This window comes from uncultured Roseobacter sp. (assembly GCF_947491795.1).
Classification (GTDB): Bacteria; Pseudomonadota; Alphaproteobacteria; order Rhodobacterales; family Rhodobacteraceae; genus Roseobacter.
This window is the reverse complement of sequence record NZ_CANLKW010000001.1, coordinates 1,345,076-1,361,632: the sequence shown is the minus strand read 5'-3', so window position 1 is coordinate 1,361,632 and position 16,557 is coordinate 1,345,076. Positions and strand designations below refer to the sequence as shown.

Genomic DNA, 16,557 nt, shown 5'->3' with positions numbered 1-16,557 from the left:
CACCTGCGTCAATGTGATGACACGGGGCGTTGGATGCGAGGGGGAAACGCCGCTGTCTTTTCACCAGCGCGCGCAGTTGTACGCACGGATCAGGATCTGCGACCGGGTTGCCCGGGACGTGTTCTGCGCGACGGGCTGCGCGAAACAGCGGGCTTGCTGCTGCGTTTCTGTCCCGGTCCTTTTTTGCCCGCAGAGGCCCGCCTGGCGCGTCCGCTGTCGTCTTCCGCTTCCAGCCCGAGCTGGTCGCGCACGACCTTGCGGCGCAGCTCCTCCACCATCCCCTGTTTCAGCTCGCCCAGTTGAAAGGGGCCATAGCTGATCCGGATGAGGCGGTTCACAGACAGGCCCACCTCGGCCAGCGCGCGGCGGATTTCGCGGTTGCGGCCTTCGCGCAGGCCGACGGTCAGCCAGGCATTGGCACCCTGCTGGCGGTCCAGCGTTACGGTCATCGGCTGAAAATGCTCGCCGTCAGCGGTGATGCCCCGGCGCAGGGGTTCGAGCGTATCATCCGTGGGGCGGCCGTTGACGCGCACGCGGTAGCGCCGCAGCCAGCCGGTCGATGGCAGTTCGAGACGGCGTTTTACGCCCCCGTCGTTGGTGAGCAGCAAGAGCCCCTCGGAGTTCAGGTCGAGCCGTCCGATGCTCATCACGCGGGGCATATCGTCGGGCAGATGGTCATAGATTGTCTCACGCCCTTTTTCGTCATTGTCCGTGCTGACCAGCCCGGTGGGCTTGTGATAAAGCCAGATGCGCGGCGGGTCGGGCTCGCCCACTTCTTTGCCGTCCACCGTGATCTTGTCGGCAGCGGTGACGTTCAGGGCGGGCGAGGTGATCTTTTCGCCGTTCACACTGACCCGGCCGGCTTCTATCATCCGCTCTGCCTCGCGACGGCTGGCAATGCCTGCGCGGCTGAGAACTTTGGCGATCCGGTCGCCGGGAGGAGGTGTGTCGGTGCTCATGGCGGCGGCATAGCCTGTTTGGAGGACTTGCGAAAGGGAGGGCTTTGAGGGCATCACCGGGTATGAGTTTCACATCGCATATGGAACAGGCCCTTTCAGAGGCCCGCGCCGCCGCAAAACGCGATGAGGTGCCGGTGGGTGCAGTGGTTGTCGATCCCGCTGGCCGCGTCGTTGCGGCCGCCGGAAACCGGACGCGGGAGCTGAATGACCCCACGGCGCACGCCGAGGTGCTGGCGATCCGGGCGGCCTGTGCCGCCCTGGGGAGCGAACGGCTGACCGGTCATGACCTTTATGTGACGCTGGAACCCTGTCCGATGTGTGCGGCGGCCATATCGGCAGCGCGGATCGGGCGGCTTTACTATGGGGCGGATGATCCGAAATCAGGGGGCGTCGCGCATGGGGCGCGGGTGTTTGCGCATCCGCAGTGCCACCACGCGCCCGAAGTCTTTGACGGCATTGCCGCCGAAGAGGCGGAAGTGATGCTGCGCGCGTTTTTCCGGTACCGTCGCTGAGAAACTGTCCGCAGCCTGTCAGAGGCTGATCGGTTGCAGAACCTCAGGCTCAATCACATCCACACCGGGCAGCCCGTCTTTCAGATCAGCGGCGGACTGTTCAAGAAAATCAAATGTGCGGTAGTGGCACGGGATCACGGTCTTGAAATCAAAGTACTTCTTTGCTGCCCAGGCAGCCCCCTTCATATCCATAGTAAAATGGCCGCCCGCACTGAGAATGCCGATGTCCGGCTGATAGTATTCCGCGATCCAGGCCATATCCGCCATTATGCCGGTGTCGCCCGACAGATAAACCGTGCGCCCCTCGCCCTGGATGATAAAGCCGCATTCACGGCCCACCGGTGCGCCGCTGGCCCCCGGCAGAGAGGTCGAGTGCATCGCGGGCACCATGCTGACGGCAACATCTCCCAGCATAACGGTTCCGCTCATGTTAAAGCCGATGGTGCTGAGGCCTTCGGTCTCCTCAAAGTGACCCATCATGTCGTAGATGCCGACGGCCGGTGCGGACAGCTCTTTTGACAGTGCAACAAGGTCTGCCGTGTGGTCGAAATGGCCATGTGTGATCAGGATGTGCGTGGCCCCGGCAGTCGCTGCCGCATGCTGGTCTTCGGACAGCATCGGGTTGCCCGTCAGCCATGGATCGACCAGCAAAATCTGGTCGCCGATTTCAATGCGAAAACTTCCATGTCCCATCCAGATGATATTCATTGAACCTCTCCACCGTTGCTTTAGGTGGCACAGTAACCGGGAAATCCGCGCAGAAAAGTCTCCTGGCGGATAATTTCGTACGCAAAAGGATTAAATTTGGAGCTGACACGACAGATCGATGCCTATTGCGAGCGTCTTGACCCTGGTTACTGGGCCGAACCGCTCAACGCGGTGACCAATCTGGCGTTTGTCCTGGCAGCTGTGATTATGTGGCGGCGGACAGCGGGGGATGGTCTGGCGCGGATGATGTGCGCGGTTGTGTTCTGCATCGGTGTGGGAAGCTATCTCTTTCATACGCATGCACAGGTCTGGTCGGCGCTCGCAGATGTGGTGCCCATCGGCATTTTTATCTTGTTGTACCTCTATGCCATCAACCGTCACGGCTGGGGGCTGCGCGGATGGCGGGCGGTGGGGCTGACGGCTCTGTTTATCCCCTATGCCGGTCTGACCGTGCCGATCTTTGATCAGGTGCCCGGGCTGGGATCATCCGCCGGATACGCGCCTGTGCCTTTGCTTATTCTGATTTACGCTGTCCTTCTCCGGAGACGGGCGCCGGAACTGGCGCGCGGTATGGCCATCGGTGCGGGCATCCTGATCGTGTCGCTGGTCTGTCGCACCCTGGACATGCCGCTCTGCAGTGCTGTGCCGCGCGGGACGCATTTCCTCTGGCACCTGCTCAACGGGCTGATGCTGGGCTGGATGATCGCGGTTTACCACGCGCACAGGCTTGGCAAGGCGGGACACGCGCGCTAAACGGCGGCAGGACCAAAAAGGAAGACGTAATGTCGATTGATGAGAGCACCGCTGCGCGTGTCGCGAAACTGGCCCGGATCCGGGTGGAGCCTGAGGCGCTTCCGGCGCTGGCGGGTGAGTTCAATACGATCCTGGGTTTTATCGAACAGCTGGGCGAGGTGGATGTAGAGGGTGTTGAACCCATGACATCCGTCACGCCGCAGCAGCTTAAACGGCGCGTGGATGTGGTAAGCGATGGCTCCCAGCAGGAGCGTGTGCTGTCCAATGCCCCGGATGCGCGGGAAGGCTTCTTTGCGGTGCCGAAGGTGGTGGAATAATGACCGAGCTCAACAAACTGGGACTGGCCGGGGCACGTGACGCGCTGCGCGCCGGCGAAACCACATCAAAAGAGCTGACCAGCGCCTGCCTGAGCGCCATCGAGGATGCTGCCGTGCTCAATGCCTTTGTGCACAACACGCCCGAACTGGCGATGGAACGTGCAGCCGCAGCGGATGCGCGGATTGCGAAAGGCGATGCACCGTCCATGTGTGGCCTGCCCATTGGCATCAAGGATCTCTTCTGCACCAAAGGCGTGGCAAGCCAGGCCGGATCGCGCATTCTGCAGGGTTTCCTGCCCGAGTATGAAAGCACCGTCAGCCAGAACCTCGCAGATGCAGGGGCCGTGATGCTGGGCAAGCTCAACATGGACGAGTTTGCGATGGGCTCGTCTAACGAGACCTCGGTCTATGGCAATGCGGTCAATCCCTGGCGCCGTGGAAATGAGGATACGCCCCTGACACCTGGCGGCTCTTCGGGCGGCTCTGCGGCGGCTGTCGCGGCAGACCTGTGTCTGGCGGCAACCGGTACCGATACGGGCGGCTCAATCCGCCAGCCTGCGGCCTTTACCGGGACAGTCGGCATCAAGCCCACCTACGGGCGCTGCTCGCGCTGGGGCATTGTGGCTTTTGCCTCTTCGCTCGATCAGGCCGGACCCATGACCAAATCCGTGCGCGATGCGGCGATCATGCTCGAAGCCATGTGCGGCCATGACCCCAAAGACAGCACATCCGCTGACCTTGCCGTGCCCGATTTCGAGGCCGCGCTGACAGGCGATGTGCGCAGTAAAAAGATCGGCATCCCGAAAGAGTACCGGATGGACGGTATGCCTGCAGAGATCGAGGCGCTCTGGCAGGAGGGCATCGCGATGATGAAAGACGCGGGCGCTCAGATCGTCGATATCTCGCTGCCGCACACAAAATACGCGCTGCCCGCATATTACGTAATTGCACCGGCCGAGGCATCATCGAACCTGGCACGCTATGATGGCGTGCGTTACGGACACCGGGCGACCCTGGATCAGGGCGACGGCATAACCGAGATGTATGAAAAAACCCGCGCTGAAGGCTTTGGAGCAGAGGTCCAGCGCCGGGTCATGATCGGCACATACGTGCTTTCTGCCGGGTTTTACGACGCATACTATAACCGTGCGCGCAAAGTCCGCACGCTGATCAAGCAGGATTTCGAGCAGGCCTTTGCTGCAGGGATCGATGCGATTCTGACCCCGGCAACACCCTCTTCCGCTTTTGGTCTGGGCGAAATGACGGATGCGGATCCGGTGGCCATGTACCTCAACGATGTCTTTACCGTGACGGTAAACCTCGCGGGTCTGCCGGGTATTGCGGTTCCCACAGGTCTTGATCACCAGGGTCTGCCGCTGGGTCTGCAGCTGATCGGCCAGCCCTGGGCAGAGGCAGATCTTTTGTCGGCTGCATGGCGCCTGGAACAGTCTGCCGGCTTTGTGGCAAAGCCTGCGAAATGGTGGTAATCTGAGCGCAGAGCAAAAAACGACAGGCAGGCCCATGCGTTTCCGGACTATTCTTGTACCTCTGATGGCAGCCGGTGTTGCAGCCTGTGCACCACAGATACCAGACAGCGCCCGCGGCGTGGGCTTTGGCACATCATTCGAGGCACAGCAGGCGCGGGATGCTGCCCTGCAGGGCGATGCGTTCCGTGTCCCGGACACGGTGCAGGCCCCGCTGGGCGGAACCGGCGCGCCGCCGCCTGTGACCGGTGTTACACCGGTGCCGGGTTCGGCGGAGGCAACCGCAGCAGAAACCCGGCGCATTCTGGCACAGACCGGGGCACCCGCAGCTGACAGCGCGGCGCTGAATTCAGGCGTGGCACCCGTGCAGGCAAGCCCGGCCAACCCGGCACCGCTGGCCGTCAGCAATCCTGGGATCTCCGACGAGAATGATTTCGAAGCCGTGGCAGGCCGCCAGACGATCGAGAGCGACGCCGCGCGGATCGAGCGCAACCGTGCACAATATGAGGTCGTGGCACCCCAGGCGCTGCCTGAACGCACCGGCGACAGCCAGCCCAATATCGTGGCCTTCGCGCTTCAGACATCCCATGCGCGGGGTGAGCGTGTCTATGCGCGTGCCGGATTGAACGGCGAAGCCAAAGCCCGCCGCAACTGTGCCAAATACGCCTCGCCCGACCTGGCGCAGATTGATTTTCTCGAACGTGGCGGCCCCGCGCGGGACCGGCTGGGCCTCGACCCTGATGGCGACGGATATGCCTGCGCCTGGGATCCCACACCCTTTCGCAGGGCCTCTCAGGGCTGAAACGCGTGCACCAGCACCCTTCGCCGAATTCCGGCCCGCGCAAAAACGGGCTGACGCCTGAAATCATCGTTATTCACTACACAGCCATGCAGAGCGCAGGGGCCGCGTTGCAGCGGCTCTGCGATCCGGTGGCTGAGGTTTCTGCACACTACCTGATCGACCGCCAGGGCCGCGTGACGCAGATGGTGCCCGAAGAGCAGCGCGCCTGGCACGCAGGCCAGGGCGAATGGCACGGACAGGACGATATCAACTCGCGCTCCGTCGGGATCGAACTGGACAACACCGGTGCGCACCCTTTCCCCGAGCCGCAGATGGCAGCACTCGAGCGTCTGATCCGCGCCATCATGCACCGGTGGGATATCCCACCACAGAATGTGATCGGTCATTCAGATATGGCACCGGGGCGCAAACAGGATCCGGGCCCCCGGTTCGACTGGGCACGCCTCGCAATGCAGGGGCTGGCCCAACCTGCTGCCGTGACCGCGCACCCGGCGGCACCCACCGCAGACAGGTTCCGGGCACGTGCAAAAAAGGCCGGCTTTTCAGCACCAGTTGATGACGAAACGCTGCTCCGCGCAGTGCGCCTGAGGTTCCGGCCATGGGCTACCGGCCCGCTTGCCCCCGAAGATTTGTCTGTGCTCGGATAGCCTTGCCCGGCTTTTCACCCTTCCTGAAATACTCCCGCCGGAGGCACTCCTCCGCTTCGGTTATTGACGCCGGTGCCGTTTGCGCGCATCACACGGCTGCGCGGAGGGTCGGATGGCCGCGGCGCCGGCCTGCCGGTGTCGAGGAAAGTCCGGACTCCAAAAAGCAGCGGTGCCGGGTAACGCCCGGGCGGGGCAACCCGACGGAAAGCGCCACAGAAAACAGACCGCCAGGTGTCAGGTCGGGCAACCGAAACCAACGCCGGGTAAGGGTGAAACGGTGGGGTAAGAGCCCACCGCATGTCTGGCAACAGGCGTGGCAAGGCAAGCCCCACCGGGAGCAATGCCAAATAGGGATCGCGTGCCCGGGCAACCGGGCGGGGCCGCTTTTGCCCCAGCAGATCCGGGTTGGCAGCTGGAGCTGTCCGGGCAACCGGGCGGTCAGAGGAATGGTCATCGAACCGGGGTTCGCCCCGGGGAACAGAATCCGGCTTATAGGCCGTCCGCGCGCAGATTACAGGAGTGTTACGATGCAGCTCGAAAACAAACTGGTCCTTGTCACAGGCGGCAGCGATGGCATTGGCCGGCACATCTGCCTCAGGCTGGCGGCCGCGGGGTGTCGCCTGGCCATTCTGGGGCGCAATGCCGAACGACTGGCCGCAACGAAAGCGCAAACACTTGCCGCAGGAGCACCGCAGGCGGCAGGTTTCACCTGCGATCTGACCGACCCGGCAGCGATCAGCGCGTTCGTAACTGATCTGACCGGACAGATGGGCCCACCGGATATTCTGATCAACAACGCGGGTATCTGGCACAAAACAGGGCCTCTCGATACGATTTCAGAGGAGATGGTGGCAGCCACCATTCAGACCAATCTGACCGGCACAATACAGCTGACCCGCGCGCTTTTGCCTGCCATGCGCAGGCAGGCCGAGGCGGCTGTGCTCAATGTGATCTCTAAATCCGGTGTCGTCGCACAGGCCGGACAGTCGGTATATACGGCAACCAAATACGGCATGCGCGGCTTTACGGATGTGCTCAAGGAAGACGAGGCCGAAACAGGGGTGCGCGTGGCGGGGCTTTATCAGTCAGGCACCAACACGGACATGTTCGCCAAAGCCGGAGAAGAGGTGCCCAACCACATCTTTACAGAGCCCGAAGATCTGGCCGATGTTGTGGTTTTCATGTTGTCGCGCCCGCCCAAGCTGTGGATGCATGACGTCCGGGTGGAACTCTGAAGCCTGATCCGGTCGCTCACATGTCGCTCAAAAAATAGTCATTCAGCGCTATTTAAGCCTAAAAAATCACCTCTTTGCATACCGCTCTAAAAACAGGCGGCCTCAGGGTTCTTTGCTGTTTTATTCATCAGGGCTTTGTTTATCCCCCGTGCGGAACGGAAAGTGGGGAAGGAACAAAGACCATGAACGGAGCAGATACAGCATGGATCATCACTGCCACGGCACTGGTGCTCTTTATGACGCTGCCGGGGCTCGCGCTCTTTTACGGGGGCCTGGTACGGGCCCGTAACGTCCTGAGCGTGTTTATGCAGTGTTTTTCGGTGGCCTGCCTGATGAGCATACTGTGGCTGGCGGTGGGCTATTCCATCGCCTTTGGGGATGGAAATGCATATTGGGGCGGCCTGGGCAAGGCGTTTCTGAACGGCGTGGATGCGGACACGCTCTCCGGCACAATTCCGGAAGTGCTGTTTTTCGCCTTTCAGATGACCTTTGCCATTATCACACCTGCTCTGATCGTCGGCGCCTATGTGGAGCGTATCGGCTATGCCTTTGTGCTGGCGTTTTCAGGTCTGTGGATGCTGATCTGCTATGCGCCGGTGGCGCACTGGATATGGGGCGGTGGCCTGCTTGCAGGGGCGGAATGGTCGCTTTTTGAAGAAGGTGTGAACGATTTCGCCGGTGGCATTGTGGTCCACCAGACAGCCGGTATTGCGGCACTCGTCCTGGCGGCAATGCTGGGGCAACGGCGCAACAAAAACGTACCGCCGCACAATCCCGGTATGGTGATGGTCGGAGCTGCCATGCTCTGGGTGGGCTGGTTCGGCTTTAACGGTGGCTCACAGCTGGCCGCAGACGGGGGAGCTGCGATGGCCCTGACGGTCACGCATATCTCTGCTGCAACGGCCTCTCTGACATGGGCGGCCTGGGAAAAAATCCGCTATGGCAAAGCATCCCTTGTCGGGATGGTCACGGGCACGATTGCGGGTCTTGCCTCCATCACACCTGCGTCCGGCTCCGTCGGGCCTGTCGAGGCGCTGATCATCGGTGCTGTTGCCGGGGTGATGTGCCAGGAGCTTTGCGGTGTCGTCAAAAACGCCCTCAACATTGACGATACACTGGACGTCTTTGCCGTGCACGGTGTTGGGGGTATGTTCGGCATCACCATGCTGGCGGTCTTCGGGCACGCCTCCTGGACGGCGCAGATGGGCGGTCTGGCTGTGGTCGGTGTCTGGACGCTGGTCACCACCGTGATCATCATTCTGGTGGTGCGTGCGGTGCTGCCCCTGCGGGTGTCCGAGGAGGACGAGACCACAGGCCTCGATCTTTCGGCGCATGGAGAACGCGCTTACGATATGTCATCGTAACGCGCTTTAAATCAGGATCGTGCGGCCGGGGCAGGGGATGCTCCGGCCGTGCATCTAAATCACAGGCAAATCACCGGATGAGCCGGCTTTTGCGGTTGACTCGGGCCCGCATCCGGGTAAAAGCCGGGCTTCAGGATTTCACGCAGCCCCTCACCGGAGCCGGGCAGCAGCAGGAGACTTAACATGGCCAAGCCAACCACGATCAAGATTCGTCTGAACTCCTCGGCGGGGACAGGCCATTTCTATGTCACAAAGAAAAACGCACGCACAATGACCGAAAAAATGGTCGTGCGTAAATACGACCCTGTCGCGCGCAAGCACGTTGAATACAAAGAAGGCAAGATCAAATAAGGTCTTACCGGTCGTAACCGATTAAAAACCGCGCCCTCCGGGGCGCGTTTTTTTGTGCCGAATTACAATTTCTCTGACAGGATGGGCAGCAGGCTGGTGGCGGTATCAGTATCCAGAGTGTGGAACGCACCGTGCGTATCCGGGCTCAGCGTGATGCTCAGCCCCTGCAGCGCCGACCCGGCAAACATACGGGCAACATCTCCTGCGTTCTGAGCGTTCAGATTGATGCCCAGGACAAGCGGCACCCGCCCGGCCAGTTGCAGCAGGTCATCCGGCGTAATGACCTCTCCCGCACCGGTGTCCGCCGCCGTCTGCAGGCGTGCAAAGGCGTCCTGTTCTGACGGGAAAACCTGCAGCTCCAGCGCGTCCAGCAGGGGCAGGGCGTCGCCGGAGAGCCTGTTCAGGGCCGGTCCGTCACCGGGGGAGAGATAGCGGCCACTGTAAACCACGCGCAGCCCTGCTTCTTTCAGCATGGCCACCACATCCGGTGGGGGCAGGTTATGCCCCGACAGCTGAACGACCGTCCCACCGTTGTCCACAATGGTCTGCAGTGTTTCCGGGCTGATCTGGTCGGGTGGCAGATCGACGATGCTCTGAGCATGCGGGACAGAGGACATCAGGTCGGGAATATCGGCGGCATACACATAGCGACCGTCCGTCCACGCCGGATCAGCCTCCAGCTCAAACAGCGCGAGATCGTTGCTCTGAAAGCCAATGACATCTGCTCCGGCAGCCAGCAGCTGACGAGCTTCGACGCCGTCTTTGACACGGTTTACCCGCAGCGTCATGCGCCCTGGAGTGTCGGAACTCATATACTCACCGTCACATATTTTGCCTTTTCATTGAGCTTATCATAGGCCGGGTTGCTGTTCGAGTTGATGACTTTGATCATGCCTTTGTTGGTCGAAATGCGGATGTAGGAGGCGGTATGAATGCCGCCGCCCGGGTGCACTTCAAATTTGAAAATGGCTGGATGACCAATGACATCGAAGAGGTGCGGGGGTGTCGAACTAGAACTGGTGGTCGATATGTCTGTTGCAGAGCATTCATATCCAGCGTCTGTAAACAGTTTTTTGATGGCAGCCACACGCTCCACCGGATCAATCACGGTCGAAGACCCATAAAGCGCGCCGACCTCGGCGCTGTTGCTCAGATCGACGGGGATTTTGGCCAGCTCTTCTTTCTCAGCTTTGGCCAGTTGCACTTCGGTATATTCAACAAAGCTGAGTGTGAATCTTGCTCCGGCTTTGGATTTGATGTCCATAAAGGCTTTGTAAAAAGTATCGTCCCAGAAAATCTTGCCACTGTCTGCGGGATGACACCATTCGTCGGTCTCAAGGTCCCGGCTCCACACATGCCCGTCGCCATCTGTATACCGGAACACATCCGGGTCATCAGGTGGTTTGCGCTGCACGGTCCGCCCGGTGAGCAGGCTGTCGTCTGAAATACCGGGTTTCGCGGGCGGTCTCGCCGTCCCCGCCGCTGCCCGCTGCAGTGTCGAAAGGCGTTGAACGGCTGGGCTGGTTTCTGCCTGGAGCTGCAGTTCTGCGAGGCTGCCCGCGTCATAGGACAGCGGTGCGGCCCTGCCACCCTGATGTTGCGCCGGGGTGCGGGACACATGCCTTGAACTATCCGGTGTTTTTACGCTCATGGAGCCGGTCACAGAAATGCTTTTCAGTATTCTACTTCCGGTAGCATATGGGGCGGTGGCGATTGCGTCCAGTGTGACGTGTGAAGGGGCGTAATGTGCCAGTCAGCCAAAATGCCAAATAAAAAGGCCGGCATCCTGTCGGATACCGGCCTGTTGTACTGAATGTCAGCTGATTTATTCGCGATTGCCGAACAGTTGCAGTAGCATCATGAACATGTTGATAAAGTTCAGATACAGGCTCAGTGCGCCCATAATGCCTGACTTCTGCAGCCATTCCTGGTCGCCGTGGTGCGCGTGTGCCAGGTATGTGTTCTTGATGTTCTGCGTGTCATAAGCTGTCAGACCCGCAAAGATCAGGACGCCCAGGGCAGAGATCGCAAACATAATCGCTGGTGAGCCGAGGAAAATGTTGACGATGGACGCGACCACAAGGCCGATAACACCCATGATCAGGAAGCTGCCCCAGCCGGAAATGTCCTTTTTCGTGGTATAGCCCCACAGGGACAGACCCGCGAAAGCGATGGACGTGATCAGGAAGATCTGCGCGATCGACATGCCGGTGAAGGCAACAAAGATCCACGAGATGGACAGGCCCATGACGCCTGCAAAGGCGTAAAAGAACAACTGTGCCGCCGCGGCGGAGAACTTGTTGATCATTGCGCCGAACATGAAAACCATGCCAAGCGGTGCAAACATCACGATCCAGCCGAGGATGTTGGGTTGCAGCGTGATCGGGTCACGGAACACCGCCATCAGGGCAGGCGCTGTGCCAACGGCCCAGGCCACTGCGAATGTGATCAGCATGCCTACGGACATTGTCGCGTAGACTTTGTTCATATGGGCGCGCAGTCCCTCATCAATCTGGGCGGCGCGGGATCCGGCTGCGGACCGGATTGTATTCACGTCAGCCATTTATAGACCTCCAGTTAAAACATCTGGCGCGTCAGACCCTCTGCGCGCTCTCCCCCCGAATATCGGTGTCGAACGTGTCTATTTCAAGGCTTTTCGCTCAGGAATGGCGCGGATTGGTGCGAAATGGTAAATAAGATGTAAACCGGCCCGCTCAGGGCCGGTTTTTGTGCTATTTTTTCCAGCTTTGCGGGACATCCCAGACGGTCAGAGATGCTTCTCTGCGCGCTTCTTCGGGTGAGACGCCGATGTCTGCGAGCGCTCTTGCGTCAAGCCGGGCGAGGGCCCTGCGGGACCGCCACAGGCCGAGACGGGTTCTGAGAGTTGGCCAAAGGGACTTCCAGGTAACGTGCGTCGTACGGGTTTCGATCATCGACATGAGTTGGCTCCTTTCGGTTGCGTGATGAATTCAGGTGTATCCATCATGGTTCTTGATCTATATCGGCGAATGTGCTTCATTTTGAAAACGAATGTTTGTGACGGAACGCATCAGGAATAGTGATATGAGAAATCTGGACATCACCACGCTGAGATCTTTTGTGGCGGTCGCGGACGCCGGCGGGGTTACACGGGCGGCTGGTTTTCTGCATCTGACCCAGTCAGCGGTCTCTATGCAGCTTAAACGGCTCGAAGAGTTGCTGGGGCTGGAATTGCTGGACAGGTCCGGACGTACGATCGCCCTGACGGCCTCAGGCGAGCAGTTGCTGGTCTATGCCCGCCGAATGGTCGCCCTGAACGACGAGGTGATCGGGCGTCTGACGGATCAGGCCTATGAGGGAGAGATAGTCCTCGGCGTGCCACATGACATCGTGTATCCGGCGATACCCCAGGTGCTGAAACAGTTTCACGCAGCCTTTCCAAGGGTCAGAGTGCACCTGACCTCTTCGTATACCCGCGCGCTCAAAGACATGTTTGGCCGCGGCGAATGCGACCTCATCCTGACCACCGAGACGATTGTTGAGCCGGGCGCCGAGATACTCTGCCGCAAACCTCTGCGCTGGATCGGTGCTCCGGGCGGTGCGGCCTGGCGGCAGCGGCCGCTGCGCCTGGCGTTTGGCCGCCAGTGCACTTTCCGCCCCCGCGTTGTCGAAGCGCTGGATGCGGCGGACGTCCCCTGGGATGTGATGGTCGAAACAGAGAGTGACAGAACAATCGAGGCCACTGTCAGCGCCGATCTGGCCGTGCACACGATGATTGAGGGAACCGAGCCGCCGCACCTGGAAAGGATCGAGCACGCCGGGGCTTTACCGGCTCTGCCGATGCAGCTGATCAATCTTTACGGCGCGCAATCCGGCAAAGGGCTTGTCCACGACAGCCTCGCGGATTTTCTCCGAAGAGCCTTTCAGACCCACGAAACGGGTCGTCTGAAATCAGTTGCCGGATAATTCAGCAGGTCACTGAGATTCGGAAATGTTGTTCACTTCCATCAATTTACGTTGCGTAACCTTTAAATCTGCGGAAATCCGCGCAGTCCGTGGCGACGCTTTTTTGTGCAATTTTGCAGATGCACCCCCTAAATTCCGCACACAACGTTAAGGGTTCCCAAGGCAGCGCTGAGTCCGGGGTACAACTCATAAGTGTGCTGTGAAAAAAGGAAATTCTGAATAATTGCATGATTTTGGAGCAGAATCGCTCGGATTTTGAGACGCTCGGGTTCATAAATATTAGGAATTGTCGAAGCTGCCGGCGCGGACGTCCGCAAGTCATGACAAAGCTGTTATGTCATTTTTATTGATCTGCGGTTCAATATCCACTTTAATTTGGGTGTAACAAGTTAGTGGCGGTCGCTGAAATCGGTTTCGCAGGCTCCGTCTCGCGCCCGGTGGTATCCGGGCTAAATTAAGGAAAAACAAATGGCGCACGTAGTGGATGTCCATGTCGGGAAGCGTATTCGTCAGAGACGCTGGCTCGTCGGAATGACCCAGCAGAAACTCGCGGAATGTGTAGGAATAAAATTCCAGCAGATTCAGAAATATGAAACTGGTGCGAATCGCGTCAGTGCGTCCCGCCTCTGGGACATAGCAGACGCGCTCGAGGTTGATGTCGCGTTCTTCTTTGAAGGTCTGAAATCGGACGGTGGCGAAGCGGCCGAAGCCGATGCGATCCCTGCTGATATGATGGGCGACAAAGAGGCAATGGACCTTGTGCGGTCCTATTATGCGATCCCGGAAAACCAGCGCCGGCGTCTTTTCGAACTCGCGCGGGTTCTGAGCGACGTAGCCTGACACTGGAAGCACCTTTCCAGAGGCCTTGCGCGGGCAGGGCACAGGTGGCAGTTCTGTCGCTATGACAGAACAAAGCCGTTCCAGCTGTGATCTGGAGAAACTGAATACCACAGCCAGTAAAATGGCCGACGCGGCGCGTTCGGCCATTCTTCCATTTTTCCGCAGCAATAATCTCGCAACAGATAACAAGCTGGACGACGGATATGATCCCGTTACCGAAGCTGACCGCGCGGCAGAGCGCGCGATGCGCGGCATACTTGACGATCTGCGCCCGGACGACGCTGTGCTGGGAGAGGAATATGGCGCAAAACCCGGCATCAGCGGACTGACGTGGGTGCTTGACCCCATTGACGGTACCCGGGGATTTGTAACGGGCACTCCCACATGGGGCGTTCTGATTGCAGTCTCGGATGGTCAGGGGCCATTTTTTGGCATGATTGATCAGCCATACATTGGCGAGCGTTTCTGCGGCTTTGGCGGAAGCGCCTGGTGCGACGGCCCGCTTGGGCTGCGGCAATTGTCGACACGCCGGACGGAGCGTCTGGCAGATGCAACGGTACTGACCACCTTTCCCGAGGTGGGTAACGCCGATGAGCAGGCGGGCTTTCACGCCGTCGCAGGTCAGGCGAAACTGACGCGTTACGGTATGGACTGCTATGGATATGCTCTCGTCGCCGCCGGGCAGGCTGATCTGGTGATAGAGGCGGCGCTGCAGCCCTATGATATCCAGGCACCGATTGCTCTGATCGAAGCAGCAGGCGGAATTGTAACCAACTGGCAGGGCGGACCTGCACATGCGGGTGGACGCGCGTTGGCGGCGGGCAACCCGCATATTCACGCCGAAGCGTTGCGTATACTCAGGAACGTGCCCGCATGAGCAGTCTGCTGATACGGGGCGCAGACCATCTGCTGACAATGGACGACGTACGCCGTGAAATCGCCGGAGCGGATGTGCTGATCAGCGATGGCGTGATTGCTGAGGTTGGCAAGGGTCTGACCGCGGACGCGCCGGTGTTGGAGGCATCTGGCTCCATTGTGACGCCCGGCCTGGTCAACACGCACCATCATCTGTACCAGAGCCTGACCCGTGCTGTGCCGGGCGGCCAGGATGCGCTGCTTTTCGGCTGGCTTCAGACGCTTTATCCGATCTGGTCACGGTTCAACCCGGATCATTTCCACACATCGGCGCAGGTGGGTCTGGCAGAGCTTGCCCTGTCCGGCTGTACGCTGAGCAGTGACCATCTTTATCTCTATCCCAATGGCGCGCGGCTGGAGGATACGATCCATGCCGCGGCAGAGATCGGCCTGCGTTTTCAGCCCACACGTGGCTCCATGAGTATCGGCGTCTCTGACGGTGGTCTGCCGCCCGACAGTCTGGTGGAACAGGAAGCGGACATCCTCGAAGACTGCATCCGGGTGATCGATGCCTTTCACGATGCGGCCCCGGGTTCTATGTGCCGCGTCGGTGTGGCGCCATGTTCCCCGTTTTCCGTCAGCCGCGATCTGATGCGTGAAACAGCCGTGCTGGCTCGGGACAAAGGGGTGATGATGCATACACACCTTGCCGAAAACGATGAGGATATCGCCTATTCGCTGGAAAAATTCGGATGCCGTCCGGGACAGTATGCCGAAGATCTGGGATGGGTCGGTCCGGACGTCTGGCACGCGCACTGTGTGAAACTGGACGCCAGTGAAATTGATCTGTTTGCCCGCACCGGCACCGGCGTTGCCCATTGCCCCTGTTCCAACTGCCGGCTTGGCAGTGGTATCGCGCCGGTACGTGCCATGCGCGATGCGGGTGTGCCGGTCGGACTTGGTGTGGATGGATCCGCCAGCAACGACGCGGGAAACCTGGTGTCAGAGGCCCGTCAGGCAATGCTGTTGCAACGTGTCGCCCGCGGCGCAGACGCCATGAGCGCGCGCGAAGCGCTGGAGATAGCGACCCGCGGCGGCGCACAGGTGCTTGGACGCCCGGAATGCGGACATGTTTCGCCGGGCGCAAGGGCGGACATTGCGATCTGGGACGTATCGGGCATTGAAAGCGCCGGCAGTTGGGACCCGGCAGCGCTGTTGCTTGCAGGCCCGGTAACCGTTCGTGATCTGATCGTTGAGGGGCGCGCTGTCGTACGTGACGGTACAGTGCAGACCGTTGACATGCCTCGCCTGATTGCGCGCCAAAACCAGATGGCACGTGATCTGCGGGACAGTCTGTGAGATATGTGCTGGCAGTTGTCGCTATTTTGGGCACTCCGGCTTCGGCATCCGCGAATACGGTCGCAGCGCAGGCACTGAACAGCCTTCGGGCAGATGCCGGGCTGGATGCTGTGCGCTTCTCAGTGCAATTGGAAAGCGCGGCAGAAGCGCATGCAACCGACATGGCGCAGGGCGGCTTTTTTGAACATACCGGCAGCGACGGCTCCGATGTTGCCGCCCGGGTTTCGCGCACCGGCTATGGCTGGTGCATCGTAGCTGAGAACATCGCCAAAGGGCAGGCGGATCTGGACGAGGTCATGCGTGCCTGGGCCGGATCAGACGGGCACCGCCGGAACATGTTGTCCCGCGAGGTGTCAGAGTTTGCGTTGGTTCAGGGGCCTGATCTCATCTGGGTCATGGTGCTTGCCCGTCCGGGATGCTGATGGG

Annotated in this window: 20 protein-coding genes and 1 other RNA gene; 15 read left to right on the top strand and 6 right to left on the bottom strand. The window is 60.1% G+C overall.

Going from position 1 to position 16,557, the window contains the following annotated elements; genetic code table 11:
* Positions 1-89: 89 nt before the first annotated feature.
* Positions 90-959 (bottom strand): pseudouridine synthase, encoded by an 870-nt coding sequence (locus Q1A34_RS06615; RefSeq protein ID WP_300032232.1) that lies wholly within the window; start codon positions 957-959, stop codon positions 90-92.
* 62 nt (positions 960-1,021) lie between these two features.
* On the opposite strand from Q1A34_RS06615, the gene Q1A34_RS06610 reads away from it, so the two are divergent.
* Entirely contained in the window at positions 1,022-1,471 is a 450-nt protein-coding gene (locus tag Q1A34_RS06610; protein ID WP_300032230.1) for a nucleoside deaminase, read from the top strand.
* 18 nt (positions 1,472-1,489) lie between these two features.
* Here the strand turns inward: Q1A34_RS06610 and Q1A34_RS06605 are convergent, their stop codons facing one another.
* The gene (locus Q1A34_RS06605; protein ID WP_300032228.1) at positions 1,490-2,179 is read right to left on the bottom strand and encodes a metal-dependent hydrolase; all 690 of its coding nucleotides are present in this window, start codon (positions 2,177-2,179) and stop codon (positions 1,490-1,492) included.
* 96 nt (positions 2,180-2,275) lie between these two features.
* On the opposite strand from Q1A34_RS06605, the gene Q1A34_RS06600 reads away from it, so the two are divergent.
* From Q1A34_RS06600 to rpmG, 9 genes are all read left to right on the top strand, one after another.
* Positions 2,276-2,932 (top strand): ceramidase domain-containing protein, encoded by a 657-nt coding sequence (locus tag Q1A34_RS06600; RefSeq protein ID WP_300032226.1) that lies wholly within the window; start codon positions 2,276-2,278, stop codon positions 2,930-2,932.
* 29 nt (positions 2,933-2,961) lie between these two features.
* Positions 2,962-3,249: an Asp-tRNA(Asn)/Glu-tRNA(Gln) amidotransferase subunit GatC gene (gene gatC, locus Q1A34_RS06595; RefSeq protein WP_300032225.1), complete on the top strand. Its 288-nt coding sequence runs from the start codon at positions 2,962-2,964 to the stop codon at positions 3,247-3,249.
* Positions 3,249-4,736 carry an Asp-tRNA(Asn)/Glu-tRNA(Gln) amidotransferase subunit GatA gene (gene gatA, locus Q1A34_RS06590; protein ID WP_300032223.1) on the top strand — a complete coding sequence of 496 codons (1,488 nt, stop codon included), beginning with the start codon at positions 3,249-3,251 and terminating at the stop codon, positions 4,734-4,736. Before gatC ends, gatA begins: the two co-directional genes overlap by 1 nt.
* Before the next feature lie 34 nt (positions 4,737-4,770).
* Positions 4,771-5,535: a hypothetical protein gene (locus Q1A34_RS06585; RefSeq protein ID WP_300032221.1), complete on the top strand. Its 765-nt coding sequence runs from the start codon at positions 4,771-4,773 to the stop codon at positions 5,533-5,535.
* 5 nt (positions 5,536-5,540) lie between these two features.
* Positions 5,541-6,182, top strand: coding sequence for an N-acetylmuramoyl-L-alanine amidase (locus Q1A34_RS06580; RefSeq protein ID WP_300032219.1), 642 nt, complete (start codon positions 5,541-5,543; stop codon positions 6,180-6,182).
* 100 nt (positions 6,183-6,282) lie between these two features.
* Positions 6,283-6,690: RNase P RNA component class A (gene rnpB / locus Q1A34_RS06575), an RNA gene on the top strand.
* Between the two features lie 19 nt (positions 6,691-6,709).
* Positions 6,710-7,417: an SDR family oxidoreductase gene (locus tag Q1A34_RS06570; protein ID WP_300032217.1), complete on the top strand. Its 708-nt coding sequence runs from the start codon at positions 6,710-6,712 to the stop codon at positions 7,415-7,417.
* Between the two features lie 182 nt (positions 7,418-7,599).
* A complete protein-coding gene (locus Q1A34_RS06565; RefSeq protein WP_300032215.1) occupies positions 7,600-8,781 on the top strand; it encodes an ammonium transporter in 1,182 nt (393 codons plus the stop codon).
* Between the two features lie 183 nt (positions 8,782-8,964).
* A complete protein-coding gene (rpmG, locus tag Q1A34_RS06560) occupies positions 8,965-9,132 on the top strand; it encodes a 50S ribosomal protein L33 (protein ID WP_011454349.1) in 168 nt (55 codons plus the stop codon).
* Between the two features lie 62 nt (positions 9,133-9,194).
* Here the strand turns inward: rpmG and Q1A34_RS06555 are convergent, their stop codons facing one another.
* The 4 genes from Q1A34_RS06555 to Q1A34_RS06540 all read right to left on the bottom strand — a co-directional run bounded on the left by Q1A34_RS06555 (position 9,195) and on the right by Q1A34_RS06540 (position 12,071).
* Positions 9,195-9,944 carry a hypothetical protein gene (locus Q1A34_RS06555; protein ID WP_300032213.1) on the bottom strand — a complete coding sequence of 250 codons (750 nt, stop codon included), beginning with the start codon at positions 9,942-9,944 and terminating at the stop codon, positions 9,195-9,197.
* Entirely contained in the window at positions 9,941-10,783 is an 843-nt protein-coding gene (locus Q1A34_RS06550) for a hypothetical protein (protein ID WP_300032211.1), read from the bottom strand. Before Q1A34_RS06550 ends, Q1A34_RS06555 begins: the two co-directional genes overlap by 4 nt.
* A 174-nt stretch (positions 10,784-10,957) precedes the next feature.
* On the bottom strand, positions 10,958-11,695 hold the full coding sequence (locus tag Q1A34_RS06545; protein ID WP_300032210.1) for a Bax inhibitor-1/YccA family protein: 738 nt from the start codon (positions 11,693-11,695) through the stop codon (positions 10,958-10,960).
* 169 nt (positions 11,696-11,864) lie between these two features.
* Positions 11,865-12,071 carry a DUF1127 domain-containing protein gene (locus Q1A34_RS06540; RefSeq protein WP_300032209.1) on the bottom strand — a complete coding sequence of 69 codons (207 nt, stop codon included), beginning with the start codon at positions 12,069-12,071 and terminating at the stop codon, positions 11,865-11,867.
* A 124-nt stretch (positions 12,072-12,195) separates the two neighbouring features.
* On the opposite strand from Q1A34_RS06540, the gene Q1A34_RS06535 reads away from it, so the two are divergent.
* The 5 genes from Q1A34_RS06535 (at position 12,196) to Q1A34_RS06515 (ending at position 16,553) form a co-directional block, all read left to right on the top strand.
* Positions 12,196-13,077: a LysR family transcriptional regulator gene (locus Q1A34_RS06535; protein WP_300032207.1), complete on the top strand. Its 882-nt coding sequence runs from the start codon at positions 12,196-12,198 to the stop codon at positions 13,075-13,077.
* Between the two features lie 468 nt (positions 13,078-13,545).
* Complete coding sequence (locus tag Q1A34_RS06530) at positions 13,546-13,917, top strand: helix-turn-helix transcriptional regulator (protein WP_300032205.1); 372 nt, start codon at positions 13,546-13,548, stop codon at positions 13,915-13,917.
* Positions 13,918-13,978: 61 nt separating this feature from the next.
* The gene (hisN, locus tag Q1A34_RS06525) at positions 13,979-14,794 is read left to right on the top strand and encodes a histidinol-phosphatase (RefSeq protein WP_300032203.1); all 816 of its coding nucleotides are present in this window, start codon (positions 13,979-13,981) and stop codon (positions 14,792-14,794) included.
* Positions 14,791-16,131 (top strand): 8-oxoguanine deaminase, encoded by a 1,341-nt coding sequence (locus Q1A34_RS06520; RefSeq protein WP_300032201.1) that lies wholly within the window; start codon positions 14,791-14,793, stop codon positions 16,129-16,131. Before hisN ends, Q1A34_RS06520 begins: the two co-directional genes overlap by 4 nt.
* Complete coding sequence (locus Q1A34_RS06515; protein ID WP_300032199.1) at positions 16,128-16,553, top strand: CAP domain-containing protein; 426 nt, start codon at positions 16,128-16,130, stop codon at positions 16,551-16,553. The genes Q1A34_RS06520 and Q1A34_RS06515 overlap by 4 nt, the downstream gene beginning before the upstream one ends.
* Positions 16,554-16,557 lie beyond the last annotated feature (4 nt).